The 15,703-nt window shown below is 36.3% G+C and carries 14 protein-coding genes and 3 tRNA genes; 12 read left to right on the top strand and 5 right to left on the bottom strand.

The features are described from left to right. The first annotated feature begins 83 nt into the window (after window positions 1-83). Together HHL23_RS06575 and HHL23_RS06570 are read left to right on the top strand one after the other, a co-directional pair. Window positions 84-1,265 (top strand): hypothetical protein, encoded by a 1,182-nt coding sequence (locus tag HHL23_RS06575; protein WP_169234012.1) that lies wholly within the window; start codon window positions 84-86, stop codon window positions 1,263-1,265. Next, window positions 1,249-1,830: a hypothetical protein gene (locus HHL23_RS06570; RefSeq protein ID WP_169234011.1), complete on the top strand. Its 582-nt coding sequence runs from the start codon at window positions 1,249-1,251 to the stop codon at window positions 1,828-1,830. Before HHL23_RS06575 ends, HHL23_RS06570 begins: the two co-directional genes overlap by 17 nt. On the opposite strand, the gene HHL23_RS06565 is transcribed toward HHL23_RS06570, so the two are convergent. Then, window positions 1,779-2,324 (bottom strand): 5-formyltetrahydrofolate cyclo-ligase, encoded by a 546-nt coding sequence (locus HHL23_RS06565; RefSeq protein WP_317174670.1) that lies wholly within the window; start codon window positions 2,322-2,324, stop codon window positions 1,779-1,781. The two genes, HHL23_RS06570 and HHL23_RS06565, sit on opposite strands and share 52 nt — an antisense overlap. Before the next feature lie 32 nt (window positions 2,325-2,356). Next, a complete protein-coding gene (trhO, locus tag HHL23_RS06560) occupies window positions 2,357-3,730 on the bottom strand; it encodes an oxygen-dependent tRNA uridine(34) hydroxylase TrhO (protein WP_169234009.1) in 1,374 nt (457 codons plus the stop codon). A 403-nt stretch (window positions 3,731-4,133) separates the two neighbouring features. Here trhO and HHL23_RS06555 point away from each other — a divergent pair, with 403 nt between their 5' ends. Beyond that, window positions 4,134-5,660: a trypsin-like peptidase domain-containing protein gene (locus tag HHL23_RS06555; RefSeq protein ID WP_169234008.1), complete on the top strand. Its 1,527-nt coding sequence runs from the start codon at window positions 4,134-4,136 to the stop codon at window positions 5,658-5,660. Between the two features lie 70 nt (window positions 5,661-5,730). On the opposite strand, the gene HHL23_RS06550 is transcribed toward HHL23_RS06555, so the two are convergent. The 3 genes from HHL23_RS06550 to HHL23_RS06540 all read right to left on the bottom strand — a co-directional run bounded on the left by HHL23_RS06550 (window position 5,731) and on the right by HHL23_RS06540 (window position 9,279). Beyond that, window positions 5,731-6,183 (bottom strand): hypothetical protein, encoded by a 453-nt coding sequence (locus HHL23_RS06550; protein ID WP_169234007.1) that lies wholly within the window; start codon window positions 6,181-6,183, stop codon window positions 5,731-5,733. Next, the gene (locus HHL23_RS06545; RefSeq protein WP_099764939.1) at window positions 6,183-6,563 is read right to left on the bottom strand and encodes a RidA family protein; all 381 of its coding nucleotides are present in this window, start codon (window positions 6,561-6,563) and stop codon (window positions 6,183-6,185) included. The genes HHL23_RS06550 and HHL23_RS06545 overlap by 1 nt, the downstream gene beginning before the upstream one ends. Window positions 6,564-6,693: 130 nt before the next feature. Then, window positions 6,694-9,279, bottom strand: coding sequence for a putative LPS assembly protein LptD (locus HHL23_RS06540; RefSeq protein ID WP_169234006.1), 2,586 nt, complete (start codon window positions 9,277-9,279; stop codon window positions 6,694-6,696). Window positions 9,280-9,332: 53 nt separating this feature from the next. On the opposite strand from HHL23_RS06540, the gene HHL23_RS06535 reads away from it, so the two are divergent. The 9 genes from HHL23_RS06535 to HHL23_RS06495 all read left to right on the top strand — a co-directional run bounded on the left by HHL23_RS06535 (window position 9,333) and on the right by HHL23_RS06495 (window position 15,676). Next, window positions 9,333-10,622: an N-acetylmuramoyl-L-alanine amidase family protein gene (locus HHL23_RS06535; protein ID WP_169234005.1), complete on the top strand. Its 1,290-nt coding sequence runs from the start codon at window positions 9,333-9,335 to the stop codon at window positions 10,620-10,622. 58 nt (window positions 10,623-10,680) lie between these two features. Next, window positions 10,681-10,755, top strand: a tRNA-Glu gene (locus HHL23_RS06530). 11 nt (window positions 10,756-10,766) lie between these two features. Next, complete coding sequence (locus tag HHL23_RS06525; RefSeq protein WP_169234004.1) at window positions 10,767-11,087, top strand: hypothetical protein; 321 nt, start codon at window positions 10,767-10,769, stop codon at window positions 11,085-11,087. A 67-nt stretch (window positions 11,088-11,154) separates the two neighbouring features. After that, complete coding sequence (rpsT, locus tag HHL23_RS06520; RefSeq protein ID WP_169234003.1) at window positions 11,155-11,409, top strand: 30S ribosomal protein S20; 255 nt, start codon at window positions 11,155-11,157, stop codon at window positions 11,407-11,409. 10 nt (window positions 11,410-11,419) lie between these two features. Continuing rightward, a tRNA-Glu gene (locus HHL23_RS06515) sits at window positions 11,420-11,491 on the top strand. A gap of 99 nt (window positions 11,492-11,590) precedes the next feature. Then, window positions 11,591-11,662, top strand: a tRNA-Glu gene (locus HHL23_RS06510). Window positions 11,663-11,946: 284 nt separating this feature from the next. After that, a complete protein-coding gene (locus HHL23_RS06505) occupies window positions 11,947-12,984 on the top strand; it encodes a helix-turn-helix domain-containing protein (protein ID WP_169234002.1) in 1,038 nt (345 codons plus the stop codon). Between the two features lie 121 nt (window positions 12,985-13,105). Continuing rightward, window positions 13,106-14,758 (top strand): serine hydrolase domain-containing protein, encoded by a 1,653-nt coding sequence (locus tag HHL23_RS06500; protein WP_169234001.1) that lies wholly within the window; start codon window positions 13,106-13,108, stop codon window positions 14,756-14,758. A gap of 261 nt (window positions 14,759-15,019) precedes the next feature. Beyond that, a complete protein-coding gene (locus HHL23_RS06495; RefSeq protein WP_169234000.1) occupies window positions 15,020-15,676 on the top strand; it encodes a FadR/GntR family transcriptional regulator in 657 nt (218 codons plus the stop codon). Window positions 15,677-15,703 lie beyond the last annotated feature (27 nt).

Here is a 15,703-nt window from a genome sequence, read left to right as displayed (position 1 = left end):
TGAAAAATAATTGTAATACATTTGTAAAATAGTTTTACAAAAAAACAATACTGATAATCAACATTTTAATTATTTTATAAAAATTGACAGATTTAGATCTATTACATTTTGAGCAGCTAAAAAAGGATGTTCAGACAGAATTTTTAAAAGAATCCAGCTCTTCCCATGATGATATTTCAAAATGGAAGGGTATAGATATTATATATTTCCAGGAAGACCTTCGCAAAAAAGCAAAAGGCAACATCAGTGAAAAGTCATTTTACACCTATTTCAAAACTTCACCAGTCACCAAATTGCCGAGAATCGATATGCTCAATTTATTGAGCATCTATGCAGGATACGATTCATGGTATGACTTCAAGAAACAACATCTTTTTGCAGGAGAATTACTGCAGGAAAATGAAGATCTTGAGGAAGAAGAAATCAGGGAATTAGAAAAAACTGTATCAGCAGCGCTCGATTTGCCCAAAACTGAAATTTCAGACAAAAAAATTGAATATCAGTCACAAGAAAACATTGATTTACAAAAATCAACCACTGATAATCAAATAATTACTCAAAAACCGACAACACCCACAAATATAGAAATACAAGCTTCAACGCCAAGGAAAAATCTCGTCAAAAAGCACGCCTGGGCGATCATAACTTCTATATTAATTACCATTACCGGAATTCTTGGTTTTAAAGATGAAATTTTTTCAAAAACCTATAAATATTGTTTTACGGACAAAGACCGTGGCGTTTTCGCTATCAATACCCTTGAAATAAGAGTGATCAAAGAAAATGAATCACCTCTTCTGTTTAAAATAAAACCGGGGGAATGTTTTTACTATTCTACGAAAGACAAAAATCTTAAAATGCAAATCAGCGCTCCTTTCTACGAATATCTGGAGGTCAACAGAAACCTGGAGAATGCTCCGGATGAGGAAATGATAGAACTAAAACCTGATGATTATAAAATGGCGGCCTATTACTTCTCCATTAAAGACATCAAAGGCGGTAATCCTGAAGAACAGGTAGCCCTCATTAAGCAAAAAAGAAATCAACTGGAAAACCTGATCAGCAATAACGCCGTTATTTATCAGGTATATGACAACAAAACCTACGGTATAGAGAGACTTGATAAGCAAAGATATATCACACTGGTCACCACCCCTACCACATCCTTGAAAAATCTTAATGTTATCGAGATGAAAAAGGACAGTAAAGGAAAAATCGTATCTATCAAATTTAAAATTGCCACCACAGATGAAGAAAATAAATAAGTTTTTAATGTTCACCGTCCTTTTTTTAGCATTTGTTTCCTGCAATAATAAAAAGACGGAAGTAAGCGATCTGGATAAACTAAGAAACAGCACCAATGTAAAAAGCTATCCAGCGGTACAGATGGACAGTATGCAAGCCATTAATTCCATCACCAAACAGAAAGTACAGGAACTCCTGGATCTTTCCACTCTTTATTTATCCGGCAACAGAAATACAGAGATAGACACCGTTATTTATTCACAAATGGAAAGCTATTTCCATAAACCTGATTCTATGACGTTTAGAAAACTGTTCAGAGAACTAGACAGTCTGAAAGTAAAATCGGTAAAGGTTAACAGCCTGAATGTTTATAAAGAGTTTTATAAAAAAGATACGTTGGATTATGCCAAATTCAATCTGGAATATTTTGACGCCAAAAATAAATCTCTGGGAACTTTTGAAAAAAATGCTCAGTATATTCTCCTGTCAACTCCAATGATTAAAAAGGAATTTAAATTTTATTTCTTAGACTTCTATACTTCACCATTAAAAAAAGACAGTACTTCAGTAGGAGTAACCAAATAATCCAAAGGAATATCATTTTCCCAAACGTCGTTGATCTCTTCATCCGGGTCAAAGTAGTTGATCCCAATTTTTTTAGACGAGGCTGAAATGCTTTGGAAAAACGTGTCATAAAAACCTTTTCCATAGCCTACTCTATTTCCTTTAGGGTCACCGTAGAGTAAAGGCGTAATCACATAATCAAAATGATGCTCTCCGGAATCTTCGTTGGAAAGAGGTTCTGAGATCCCCCAACTACTGGCTTCAAATACCGTACTCCTGTTAATCTCTACGGAGATCAGGTTATCCGCTACTACTTTAGGGACAAAAACGCGCATATTTTTCTCTAAAAAAGCATCAATAAAGATTTTTGTATCAATCTCATTAAACTTTTTAATCGGGATGAATATATGAACCTTCTCCTCTTTTTCAGGTTTAAAATAATCTAAAAAAAGTTCTAATATTTTCTCAGATAACAAGAAAGCCTCATCAATTGACAAGGCTTTTCTTTTTTGCATATATTTTTTTCTAAGCTCAGCTTTTAACATGATTACTGTGCGTTTTCAGAAGCTTCTAAAATTTTATATAATTTATCAGATAAACGAACTCTAAACGGAAGTTCAAAAGTGATTTGATCTCCTTCTTTTGCTGTCTCACAAGGACCTCCATTCACATAAATTTCAGTAATGGTTACCTCTTGCTCACCAGTTGTCGGACCTGAAATCAATACTTTGTCACCTACTGAAAGTTCTTTATTTTCGATCAAAAACTGTGCAATTTTTGATTTTGTATAATAGTGTTCTGCCTTTCCAAGCAATACTTTTTTGACCGCTATTTTTTTACGGATATTTTTGGTTTGAACTTTTGCTAAAGGTTCATTTGGTAAGTCGCCTGAGGTTTTAAATTTCAAAGCATCAGATTTTCCTTTTCTAAACACTTTATTTCCAACCTGTAGTCCCTCTCTTAATTTCACCTGTTCAGCTAAAGGTAAATGGGTAATATCCAGACATTCTGTCGAACAGCAGTTTTCCATAACTGCTTTACAGTCGTCACACTGAATAAATAACAAATGACAAGCATCATTGGAGCAGTTGGTATGGTTGTCACAAGGCTTTCCACACTGATGGCATTTTGAAATAATATCGTCTGTAATTCGCTCACCTAATCTGTGATCAAATACAAAGTTTTTCCCGATAAATTTACTCTTGATTCCTTCTTCTTTTATCTGACGGGTATATTCAATAATTCCGCCTTCTAACTGGAAAACGTTTTTAAAACCCTGATGTTTGAAGTAAGCACTGGCTTTTTCACAACGAATTCCGCCTGTACAATACATCAACAGATTTTTATCTTCTTTAAAATCCTGTAATTGTTCGTGGATAATAGGTAAACTTTCTCTGAAATTTTCTACATCAGGAGTAATAGCCCCTTCGAAATGCCCCACTTCACTTTCGTAGTGATTTCTAAAATCTACTACGATGGTGTTTGGATCTTCAAGTAAGTTATTAAATTCCTGTGCTTTCAGGTGAATTCCTTTGTTGGTAACATCAAAAGTATCGTCATTCAAACCATCGGCAACAATTTTATGTCTGACTTTTATCGTCAGTTTTAAAAAAGAATGGTTGTCCTGTTCAATGGCTACATTTAAACGAATTCCTTTCATAAACTCGTATACTTCCAGCGTACACCGAAATGCTTCAAATTGGTCCGCAGGAACACTCATTTGAGCATTAATTCCTTCATGGGCAACATATATACGACCAAGAGCATCAAGTGCGTTCCAGGCTATGAATAATTCGTCGCGAAATTTTTTGGGATCTTCAATTTTGGCATACGCATAGAAAGACAATGTAAGGCGTTCCTTACCAGCTTCATCAATAAGTTGAGCTCTTTCTTCTGCGCTTAAGGTGTTATACAGTTGCATGCTATAAACGTTTTAAGTGAGAAAAATATTTTTGCAAATATAGTAATTTTTCAATTGAGTCTGTTTTTCCGGGAAAATCACACGCCACAAATATCGGTAATGAGTAATGGATATAAGCAATAGAGGTTAATCATTGCTAGGTTGAAACATTTGGATTAATTGTTGTAGCTTAATCTTGACATTATTTCTTTTGACAGTGTACAAAATGTCACATTTTTCCTTTAATTTTTTTTTAAGTTTTGTTAATGCCTTATTTAAGATTATGACATAATCCATAAAATGACACAATACCCGTTAAATTTTAGTTAAAATTGAAACACAGCATACTAATTGCTTACTTATTTAGCATTAAATTTGTTTACGATAAAACAAAAAATCAATAAATAAAAAAGAAAGATATACAATGAAGAGTACTTTAAAAAAACTATTACCATTTGCAGTAGTGGGAGTGATCTCAGGAGCTACTACCGTTGGGACATTACAATATTTCGGTCATCAGTCTAATAATGGCGACCAGTCGTACTTCACATCAGCTGCTCCTAATGCATCCTTTGTAGGAATGAACACAGGAACTGTGGGCGACGATTTTGTAAAAGCTTCAAAAACTACCGTTCCGGCTGTTGTTACTATTAAAAATTACCAAAGTAGATCAACGAGCAGAGCTTCGGAACAGGATCTTTTTGATTTCTTCTTCGGAGATCCTTTCGGAGGAGGAGGACAGCAGAGACAGAAGCAGCAGGTTCCGGACAATATGCCATCAGGAATGGGATCCGGGGTGATTATTTCTCCGGACGGATATATCATCTCCAACAATCACGTGGTAGCAGGAGCGAATAAACTGGAAGTCGTATTAAGCAATAAAAAATCTTATATAGCAACCCTAGTAGGAACAGATCCCAATACAGATATTTCTTTACTGAAGATTGAAGAAAAAGGACTTCCCTATTTAAATTTTGCCAACTCAGATAATATTGAAGTCGGACAATGGGTACTGGCAGTAGGAAACCCGCTTGGGCTAAATTCTACAGTAACCGCAGGAATTGTTTCTGCTAAAGGAAGAGGAATTGGTATCCTGGGAGGCCAGGGGAAAGCTGCCAACCCAATTGAAAGCTTTATCCAGACCGATGCAGCAATCAACCCGGGTAACTCTGGAGGAGCGCTGGTAAACGTTAATGGTGATCTTATCGGGATCAACTCTGCGATCCAGTCTACTACAGGGTATTATCAGGGATACGGATTTGCTGTTCCGGCGAATTTAGCAAGAAAGATTGTTGAGGATATCAAGAAATTCGGAATCGTACAGAGAGGATTCTTAGGTGTTTCATCATTAGACCTTTCTAACGATCAGCAGGTAGCTGCCTATAATAAGCAGTTTAAAACCAATATTAAATCCGGTTCAGGAGTTTATGTGACAGGATTCGGAGATAACAGCGGCGCAGAAGATGCAGGATTGAAAAAAGGTGATGTTATCACTAAAATCGACACCTACGACATTACAGATTTCGCTGATCTTTCTATGTCTATCGGAAGCAAACGTCCAGGCGATAAAGTTCAGGTAACCTATGCAAGAAACGGTAAAGAAAGCACAACTACGGTAACGCTTAAAGATCAGAAGGGAGGAACTACTACCAGAACAAAAGCTGACTTAAGCGTGACTGAAAAAATTGGAGCAGACTTCGATCCGCTTACCGAAAAATTCAAAACAGAGTACGGATTAAACAGTGGGGTCGTTGCTAAAAATGTAAGTGAAGGAAGCGAAATGGCCAAGATTGGAATTGTAGACAATTATATCATTATCGAGATCAACGGTAAGCCTGTGAATTCACAGAAAGATGTAGAAAAGATTCTTGATAAATACCAGGGTAATGTACAGGTAAAATTTGTAGATGACTATGGAAGAATCTATACGAAAGGATTCAAAATGCCTTAATCAACAAAGACAATAGTCTTTTTCATACAACAAAAAACGCTGCAGATCTGCAGCGTTTTTTTATTTGTTTTTATTTCTTATTCATTTTCTCAGCAATCCTTTTCTTCTTGTTCCGTTCATAAATTACCTCTACGATCTTTCCTCCTATCCACGAAAACGGGAAAAACGTAAGAAAAATAGAGATCTTATAAAATGTAGGATGGTATGGAAATATAATAACATCCAGCATGGCAATGAAAAGCATAATGAAGCCGATAAGAATGGCATAGGCCACCTTAGCATACTTCACGATAAGAGCAGTAGCCACTCCTCCGATCGTAGATCCAAGCCCGGAAATAAACAGCAGAAATCCGAAAAACGCACTATCGCCTTTCATACTGTAAAGGAATCTCTGCCAATGCTCGAATGGAGCAAAAGCTTCGAAAGTGATCCATTGCGGAAAAACCCTTATACCAAGAGTGATAATAAGCCCCGCTATACCAAGGCCTACCAGAACCGCAATTGTATTTCTTATAAAATTCATTAATCCTGATGTGCAATCATAGAAATTTCAATATCAACATTCTTAGGCAGACATGAAACCTGTACAGTCTCACGGGCCGGGTAGCTGTCCGCATCAAGATATGAAGCATAAATATCATTCATTACGGCAAAGTCATCCATACTTTTAAGGAAGATGGTAGCTTTTACAACATTTTTAAAGGTCATTCCTGCTTCTGTAAGAACAGCCTCAAGGTTTTTCATCACCTGGTGCGTTTCCTTCTCAATTCCCTCTACCAATTTACCAGTTGCCGGATCTACAGGAATCTGTCCGGAAATATATAAAATTCCGTTCGCCATATTAGCTTGCGAATAAGGCCCGATTGCTGCAGGTGCATTAACTGTGTTGATTATTTGTTTCATATGTGGATATTTATTTTTTCAAAGGTCACATGCAATCACCACCTTTTGCATTTGTTTGTCAGCAGTGATTTCATTAGAATTTATTTTGGTTGCAAATATAAAATTTATATTTACAATTGTCAATTTGATATTAGAAAGGTGCATTAGGCTGTGTAAAACTTCTGTCTTTGTATTTCAGCGCATCGCTTAAGATGTTGGCTTTGATACCGATAAAGAAGTCATATACCTTATATTGTCCGAAAGGAACCCAGTTAAAGTTGATCGTAAAACTTCGCTGATCTCTGGAGAATCCGATTCTTGTATACGCCAGATCTTTCGTCACAAGGTCAAAATGCGTACTTCCGTTGATATTCCAGTAAGGAGTCAGCTTAATGCTACCGTCAAGACCTACTGAAGCAATTTTATTGCCAAGGGCAGAAAGTCCTTTTGAATAAGCATAGCTCGCATTGATATTTAAAGTCCATGCCTGATCGAAATGAGCATAATTATCATCATCAAAATAATAATTTTCATTTCTCACTTCACCTTTCGAAGGATATTTCTTAGCATAATCTGTCTTCTTACCAAAAATTTCACTGCTTAAAGGATAAGATAATTGTACGTTGAATCCTTGTACACTGAAATGACCAAATTCTTCTGTTCTGATTCCCTGAGTGGCTCCCGGAGCGAAAATAATTTTATAAGGTTCCAGCGCAAGACTTGTATTAACACTTAGCTTATTATTGAAGAAAGAAGACTGCCCGCGGATATCAATTAAAGACCATGGATGAGATTTTGCAGCAAAGTTATAGTTCCCTGATAGGTTAAGTGATTCAAAAATCTTTATTTTCTTCACACCGGTAGAGTCACTTTTAGACTTTACCTTCATTTCAATATTGTTGCCAATGTTAAAACCTAAAGCCCCTACAACACCACTGGACGGAGTTCCAACAATTCCTTTTTCAAAAATAGAATAAGGCGTCAAAGCTCCTTCTGCATTGTAATAGTTTTTGTAGTAACCAAACCCAGGGCTTGAGAAATCTGGTGAGTAGGTGAAACTAAGACTTGGTGTCATCATATGTCTCACCGCTTCTACAGCAGATCCTTTTCTAAATTTCAACATTCCATAAAGCGTTGTCTGAAGACTGGCTGATGAAGAGAATGTAGAATATCCGGCAACATTCTTTTGGATTTCGTCTACATCCACATTCTTTACAGGATCATAATATTTGTTGAGTGTTTTGGTCGTTAATGCGTTATCAATATTCGCACTTAAACTGAATGTGAAATATTTCGCTAACGTTGTATTGGTTCCTAAAGCAATATTATTTTTAAGCCCTGTCTGCATTTTGTCCCACATGGCTTTTGTAAAAAGCTCATTCTCCTGAGTGCTGACATAGTTGGTCAGGTTAAAACCTGTATTCACTGTAATATTTTCGAGAAGCCCCTGTCTTACCCCTGTTTTTGATTTAAACAGATAAAACTGGTTGATCGCCACATTCATCTGAGGAAGACGGAGATCTGCTAATCCAGTTGCAAAGTTTTGAGAGTATGATGCCGATCCTGTAATCGTTGCAGGCAACTTTAAAAATCTTTTGGTAACCGTTACCGCTGAACTCTGCTGTGTATTCAGGACGTTCTGATTGAAAATATAATTGTTGTTAAGCGGATTGTTATAAAATTTGGTACTTACAATATCTACTGAAGCACTGAAAGTCAGGAAAGGATTGGCTTTTGAATCCTGAGTGTGTGTCCAGGCAATTCTGTAGGTACTGTTTTTCGTATAATCATCCAAACCTTTAATTCCTCTTACCATTGTTCCCACATCCGCTGTAAAGGTTCCGGAATAGCGATATTTCTTCAGATAATTCATTTGGGGCCTTAAATTCCAGCTCCCTTTGGTATAAATATCGGCAAGAACCTTAAGATCAAAATGCTCCCCTATCGGTTGATAATACCCCAATCCATTCAGGAAAAACCCTACATCTTCCCTTTCTCCGAAACTTGGAATAAGGATACCCGCCGCCCTTTTTTCTGAAAATGGAAGAATGGCAAACGGAAGAATAAGAGGAGTCGGAACCTTTTCGATGTACATCTGGATAGGTCCTGTCACAATCTGTGATTTATTTTTGGTCTTGATCAGCTTGACATTCGAAGCACGCATAAAATAATCCGCCGCAGTATCTTTTTTCTTGATATAATATTCGTCGGTCGTATAATCTGCGTTTCTCATAGCAAAAACAGAATCATTATACTTTTTAGTTTTCTGTGCCGTGATAACCCCGCCACTTTCTTCTGTTCTGGCATTAAAAGCGATGGCCTGTCTGGTCTTTGTATTGTAACTGAACTCGTTGGTCTCATACTTTTTACCCGCTTGGGTTGTAATTACCGGTTCAATAATCTTCCCAAGAGAATCCAATTTTCCACGGGCATAGATGAGATTTTTATTATCATCGATAGAAATATAATCTGCATCAATCTGCATGTCCTGGTATTTTACCTGGGCATTTTTGTTCAGGAATGTCATCTTTTTAGGAACATCTCTTCGCTGATCATCCGCCTTTGTGCGGAGAATATCATCTAAAGCTTCCTTTTTTACGACAATGGTATCCTTTTTGGAAATAGTATCATTAACCACATTTTTAGGCAATTTTTCAGGGGTTTTCTGTGCTAAAAAATTGTTAAAAATTAGGATAATTAAAATTTGTAATATATTTTTGAGGACGGTTTTGGCCAATTTTGTTATATATAATTAAGGCTCAAAATTAGTATAATTTTTAAAACTGTAAGATGTACAAACAAAAATTTAAAATAATTTTATCATTTCTCCTTATTCTTTCAAGCACTTTAATTTTCTCACAAAAGAAATTTACGATCGTTTTAGATGCTGGACATGGGGGAAGTGATCATGGAGCAAACAGGTCTTATGCGGATATTGGAAGGGTTGCAGAAAAAGACGTTACGCTTGCCGTTACTCTAAAAGTAGGGACTATGTTGGAGAAAAACAGAGATTTCAAAGTAATATATACCCGTAAGTTTGACGAATATCCTTCTCTTTCGGATAGAACCAATTTGGCGAATAGAAGTAAAGCAGATCTTTTTGTCTCTATCCACTGTAACTCTTCGCAGAGACCTACAGCCTACGGAACGGAAACTTATGTGCAGGGACCGAACCAGAATGATGAGAATCTTGAAGTAGCAAAAAGAGAGAACGATGTGATCTTTCTGGATGAAAAGGATAAACAGACCTTCGGTTCTTACAATCCGAGTTCTCCGGAGTCTCTTATTGCCCTGAAACTCCAGCAAAACAAATACCTGGAGTCAAGTTTGCTGCTTGGCGGACTTGTGGAGGGGAACTTTGTGAATAAAGATAAAAGATTTTCAAGAGGTGTTTTCCAGAAAAACCTTCACGTACTCCGTATGAATGCTATGCCATCCGTACTGATCGAAACAGGTTTCATCAACCACCCCGAAGAAAGCCACTACCTGGCATCTGAAAAAGGTCAGAATGAAATTTCAGAAAGTATCTATAACGCGATCATCGATTATAAAAAAGCGATTGACAGAAAAACCGGAGGTTCTTCTATTGCTACCAGAAAACCTGAACCTGAGAAGCCGGCAGAGTCGCCATTAAAAAATGATTTCAGGATTTTATTACTAAGTTCACCTACCAAATACAATGACGGAGACCCAGCTTTAAAAGGCTTAAATTATATTCTTCCTCTGAAAGACAACGGACAGTACAAATACTACTATGGAGTTACCAATATGGCTTCTGTAAAAGATATCAATTTAAAAACAGCAAAAGATGCAGGATTCAGAAATGCCTATGCAGTAGGATTTATGCCTAATCAAAAACTGTTGACGGGTTACTATACCATCGAAGTTTATGTAGGTGAAAAACTGAATGGAAACTCATTTATCCTTCAGACACTTAAGGATGTGGAAAGGAATAAAGACAGTGGTGTTTTTTACTATACATATGGTAAAGTTTTCACTTTGGAGGATGCCGTAAAGCTCCAAAAAGACCTTGAATCCAAGGGAATCAAGAATACCATTATTCAAAAAGTTTTTAAATAATCTGGAAAATAATTTTGAAGTTAAAAAGTTAATCACTACTTTTGCAACCTCAAAATTTGGCCTATTCGTCTAGTGGTTAGGACTCAAGGTTTTCATCCTTGCAACAGGAGTTCGATTCTCCTATAGGCTACCAAATTTGATATCATGCCGGATTTAAAAATACAAGAAGCAAAACTTCTTTTTAAGAAAATCCACTCTAACCCAAAAAGTTACGATTTACAAATCAATGAAGACGGGATTGCAGGCAGGGATGATAAAATAAGTTTCAGACTTTACAGGACTGGAGAAAGGGTCGCCTTTGAAGTAACAATTGATGGACTTACCTTCACCAACACTACTGGAGAATGGAACAACGCAATGATTATGCTAAGTAGCACAATCAAGAAAATAGAACGAGAACAAGAGAATTTAAAAATAGAACAAGCAATAGATAAACTCAGAAAATACCTGTCAGAAGAAAATTGAAAAATTTTAAAAATAAATTTGGCAGATTAAAAAAAAGTTTATAGTTTTGCACTCACATTTGAACGATATGGCAAATCATAAATCAGCATTAAAGAGAATTAGACAAAACGAAGTTAGAAAAGTTCGTAACAGATATTATCACAAGACTGCAAGAACTGCTCTTAAAGTTTTGAGAAGTGAAGAAAACAAAGCTGCTGCTTCAGAGCAACTGCCAAAAGTTATCGCTTTATTGGATAAATTAGCTAAGAAAAATATTATCCACAAGAACAAAGCGGCTAACTTGAAAAGCAAATTAACTAAGCACGTTAATAAATTAGCGTAAAAGTATAGTAGGCCCGTTCGTCTATCGGTTAGGACCTCAGATTTTCATTCTGGTAAGAGGGGTTCGACTCCCCTACGGGCTACAAAATTTAATCACTACTAACCGGGTGGTTATACTAAGAGTTGAAACTTATAAAAACAAAAAAACTAACCCTGTAGATAGTATTTACAGTTTGGTAGATGGCCCGTTCGTCTATCGGTTAGGACCTCAGATTTTCATTCTGGTAAGAGGGGTTCGACTCCCCTACGGGCTACTTAAAAAAACTTTGATATAAAATATCAAAGTTTTTTTGCTTTTGGACACTTCCGAAATTCTTCCGATCATCGGAAATATCTCTACACAATCCCGCACAAGTCTATTTCATTTTTGCTCATTGAAATTGATCTACATTCCCAATTCGGGGATTCAATTATATAAATGAAGTCATAAATGGATAACAGGGCAGGATTAAAAATGGGGATAAAGTTACTGATCACCATATTAATTAGCTAAAGAGAAACTATAATTTGTAGTTTTGTACTATTCAAAATAAAAGATATGGCATTCATTAACGATTTAGGTAAGATTATTGTTTTTTTGTTTTTATTGCTAAGTCTTTTTCTGGTTACAGCAAAATCCAAAAGAAAATTACCTGACTATTTGTTTGCTGCTTTTCTCCTCGTATCTGTGATTGATTTTTCCGGTTTTTTCCTCTCACCACCTGACTCTAAACTCATCAAAGTAGGGAAACTTGCCAGTGTCATGCTGCAGATGCCTCTGTATTATTTATATGTCAACTCAGCCTGTTATTATAATTTCAAACTTCATAAAAAGCATCTTTTACACGCACTCCCCTTTCTGTTCTTTTTCTGTCTCTTCAGTGTCACAGGAATTTCAAAACAAGGTTATCGCGTGTTTGATATTATTTCCATCATCCAATATTACTATTACATCATTGCAGTATTTCTGGTATTGAGAACCTTCAGAAAATTGTATCAGGAAAATTATTCCAGCAATCATCACCTTACCTATCAATGGTTAATACAAACCACTCTCCTTTTTTTAATCGGAAATGTCTTTGTTCTTATCAGAGGCTTCGTAGAGGAGAATAGCCCGGTTTATACCTATTTATACACCTTCACATCCCTGTTTGTATTATTTGTGATCAGCTGGTTTGTGCTGAACGCCTTATACCGACCCAATTTGTTCGCAGGAATCAATAAAGATTTGGTTCCCGTAAAGTCAGTGAATGAATTGAAGGAAGAGCCGGAGCAACTGAAAAGCCTTCTGCAATTTATGGAAACAGAAAAGCCTTATTTAAATGATAAACTGACATTGCAGAAATTGTCTGAACAAATTAATTTACCCGAAAAGCAACTATCATTATTAATCAATCAGCATACCGGTAAACATTTTTTCGACTTTATCAATGAGTTTAGAATCACTGATGCTAAAACTCTTCTAAAGGAGCAGTCCCAATTAACCGTACTGGAAATATTGTACGAAGTGGGCTTCAACTCAAAATCTTCATTTTATACTGCCTTTAAAAAGGAAACCAACTTAACCCCTACAGACTACAGGAAATCAACCTCTTAAATAGTGTCCGATTTTAAGTCGGACTGTTTTTATGATTCAAAATCAGTCCGATTTCCGATACCCGGATATTTATGCCAATCCAAAGCTCCAGATTTGCTTCATCATTTAAAAACTAAATCAAATGAAGCTACCCATCAAATGGACATTGTTCCTTTTTTCTGCATTGAGTTTCGGGCTCTGCTCCTCCCAATCGAATCAAAAAGATCCTGTCAGGAAAACAGACTCTTTGTTGAAGGTCTATCAACAGGCAAATGCTCCCGGTATGGCTGTTGCCATCATCAAAGACGGAAAAGTAATCTATAAGAAAACCTACGGCCTTGCAAATCTGGAGAATAAAACTCCGATAACAGATTCTACGGCTTTTAATATAGCATCGGTTTCTAAGCAATTTACCGCATTTATTGCTCTTTTAGCTGAACAGGAAGGAAAGTTATCATTAGATGATGACATTAGAATTTATCTGCCAGAACTGAGCCGTCTGCCCTATAAAATTACCATTCGACAATTAGCCAATCATACCCATGGATTGGCCAATTTTTCTGAAATTAAAAAACTGCAGGGTTTTGGTGATGAATTTAAAGTTACCAATGATGTAGGAGTGCATACCCTTCTTGGAATTAAAAGCATCAACTTTCCTCCAGGTGAAAACTACCAGTATAATAACACGGGTTTTACTTTGCTCGCTGAAATTCTTCATCGGGTTTATAAAAAAGATTTTAGTCAAATAGCAAAGAAATATATTTTTAACCCTTTGCATATGAAAAATACTGTAGCCATAGACGATCCCGATAAAATCATCCCAAACCTAGCAGAATCCTACCAACCCAAAGGCAGCACTTTTCTGAAGCTTCCCATAGGACAAATGGTGAATGGCTCGTCCAATATATATACTACGCTGGATGATTTGTGTAAATGGGCAGTCAATTTTCAGAATCCAGTACAGGGAAACCGTGCACTTTATAATACAATGCAAAGGAACACCGTACTAAGTTCGGGCAAAAACATAGAATATGGATTGGGTCTGCAAACTGAAAAATATAAAGGTTTGGATGTTGTATTTCATGGTGGAGGTACGGTGGGTTATCGAACTTATATTTTACATGTCCCCTCTCAACAATTTTCTGTTGTACTATTAGGTAACAAACAGAGCTTTGAAGGTTTGCTGATCGCTTATCAGTTGATTGACTTCTTTCTTAAGGATCAACAGAGGCTTCCTGCTTTGCCGCAAAAAACAGCCTATACATCATCTGAACTTGAGAAATTTAAAGGAGTTTATGAACTTAATCCTGGAAATTATCTTGAAATATCGACGGAAGGAAAAGATCTGTATCTTGGAACATATAATCAGAATGGTAAAGAGCCATTACAGGTAATTGGTGATAATAAATTTAAGATTACCTCTATTCCTACTGCGAGTTTAACGTTTCATAACGGATCGGTTAGTCTCAGAATCGCAGACTTTACCTACAACGCCAAAAAGACAACCCTGAATCCTCCTAAACTGGAGAATATGGCTTTGAACAAGTTGGCTGGATTCTACAGAAATGAAGAATTTAACACGATCTACCAGCTACTCATTGAAAACAATAAACTGATAGCCAGGCATCCTTTGAACGGTGATATTGAATTGTATCCATTACACCCTACAAGTTTCTACTCGACAACAGAATATTTTGGACAGCTTGATTTCAAGTATGATAAAAATAATGAGATCACCGAATTTATATTATCCGGAGCCAATATGCTGAATATTGAATTTAAAAAAATAAAGTAATCTTCAACTAAAACCAAGTCTGTATAGATCCAGTCATTTATTGAAATAAGGCGGATCAAAAAAGAGGCAATTTCAACTTTGAAGATAGCCTCTTTTTTATCCTAATGAGTTGCCTAAAAATAACTTCCGGATGTCTCCGATTCCTGCCTTTTGCTTTATGATTGTGGTTATACTTTTGGGTGCGAAGAAAATCATTCCGAAAATTAGCATGAAATATTTCAAAAAATCTTACCTTTGCATTCATCAGATGATAAGATGTATATGCAAATTCAAAGACGCACATTGGCTCAGGAAGTCGCGGAAAGATTAATTCAGGGAATAATCAGCGATGAATACAGGATTGGAGATAAACTTCCCATAGAACCGGAGTTGATGAAAATGTACGGGGTGGGACGTTCCAGCATTCGTGAGGCTATAAAAATTCTATCGATACAAGGTATTCTGAGTGTACAGCAAGGTGTAGGCACCTTTGTGATTTCAAAAAACATTCAGGAATCATTAGAAACCCAGATTACCAAAGCGGAAATCAACGAGGTATATGAGGTACGCTCTCTTTTAGACTCAAAAATTGCGGCAAGAGCAGCCGTTCACCGTAGTGAAAAAGACCTGGAAACCATTAAAATGTATTTGGATCTGAGAGATCAATTTGCTAAAGAAAACAAGGCGTTGGAATGCTACCAGGCTGACATCAACTTTCATATATCTATTGCTAAAGCGTGTGGCAATACCCTTTTGAAAGAAATTTACAGAATAACAAGCAAACATATTCTAAGAACTTTTGAAAGCAGTCATAACAATAATACAGACTCTTTTAAGCTTTCACAAAAAATACATACTGATCTTTATAAAAGTATTGAAAATAAAGATCCTGATCAGGCTGCACGCATTGCACAGCTCATTGTTGAAAAAGTATATTAAAAATTAAATCTATAACAAAATTCATCA

The organism is Chryseobacterium antibioticum, from assembly GCF_012927325.1.
Taxonomy (GTDB): Bacteria; Bacteroidota; Bacteroidia; order Flavobacteriales; family Weeksellaceae; genus Chryseobacterium; species Chryseobacterium antibioticum.
The sequence above is the reverse complement of the archived record's forward strand: the minus strand, read 5'-3'. Positions and strand labels throughout refer to the sequence as shown.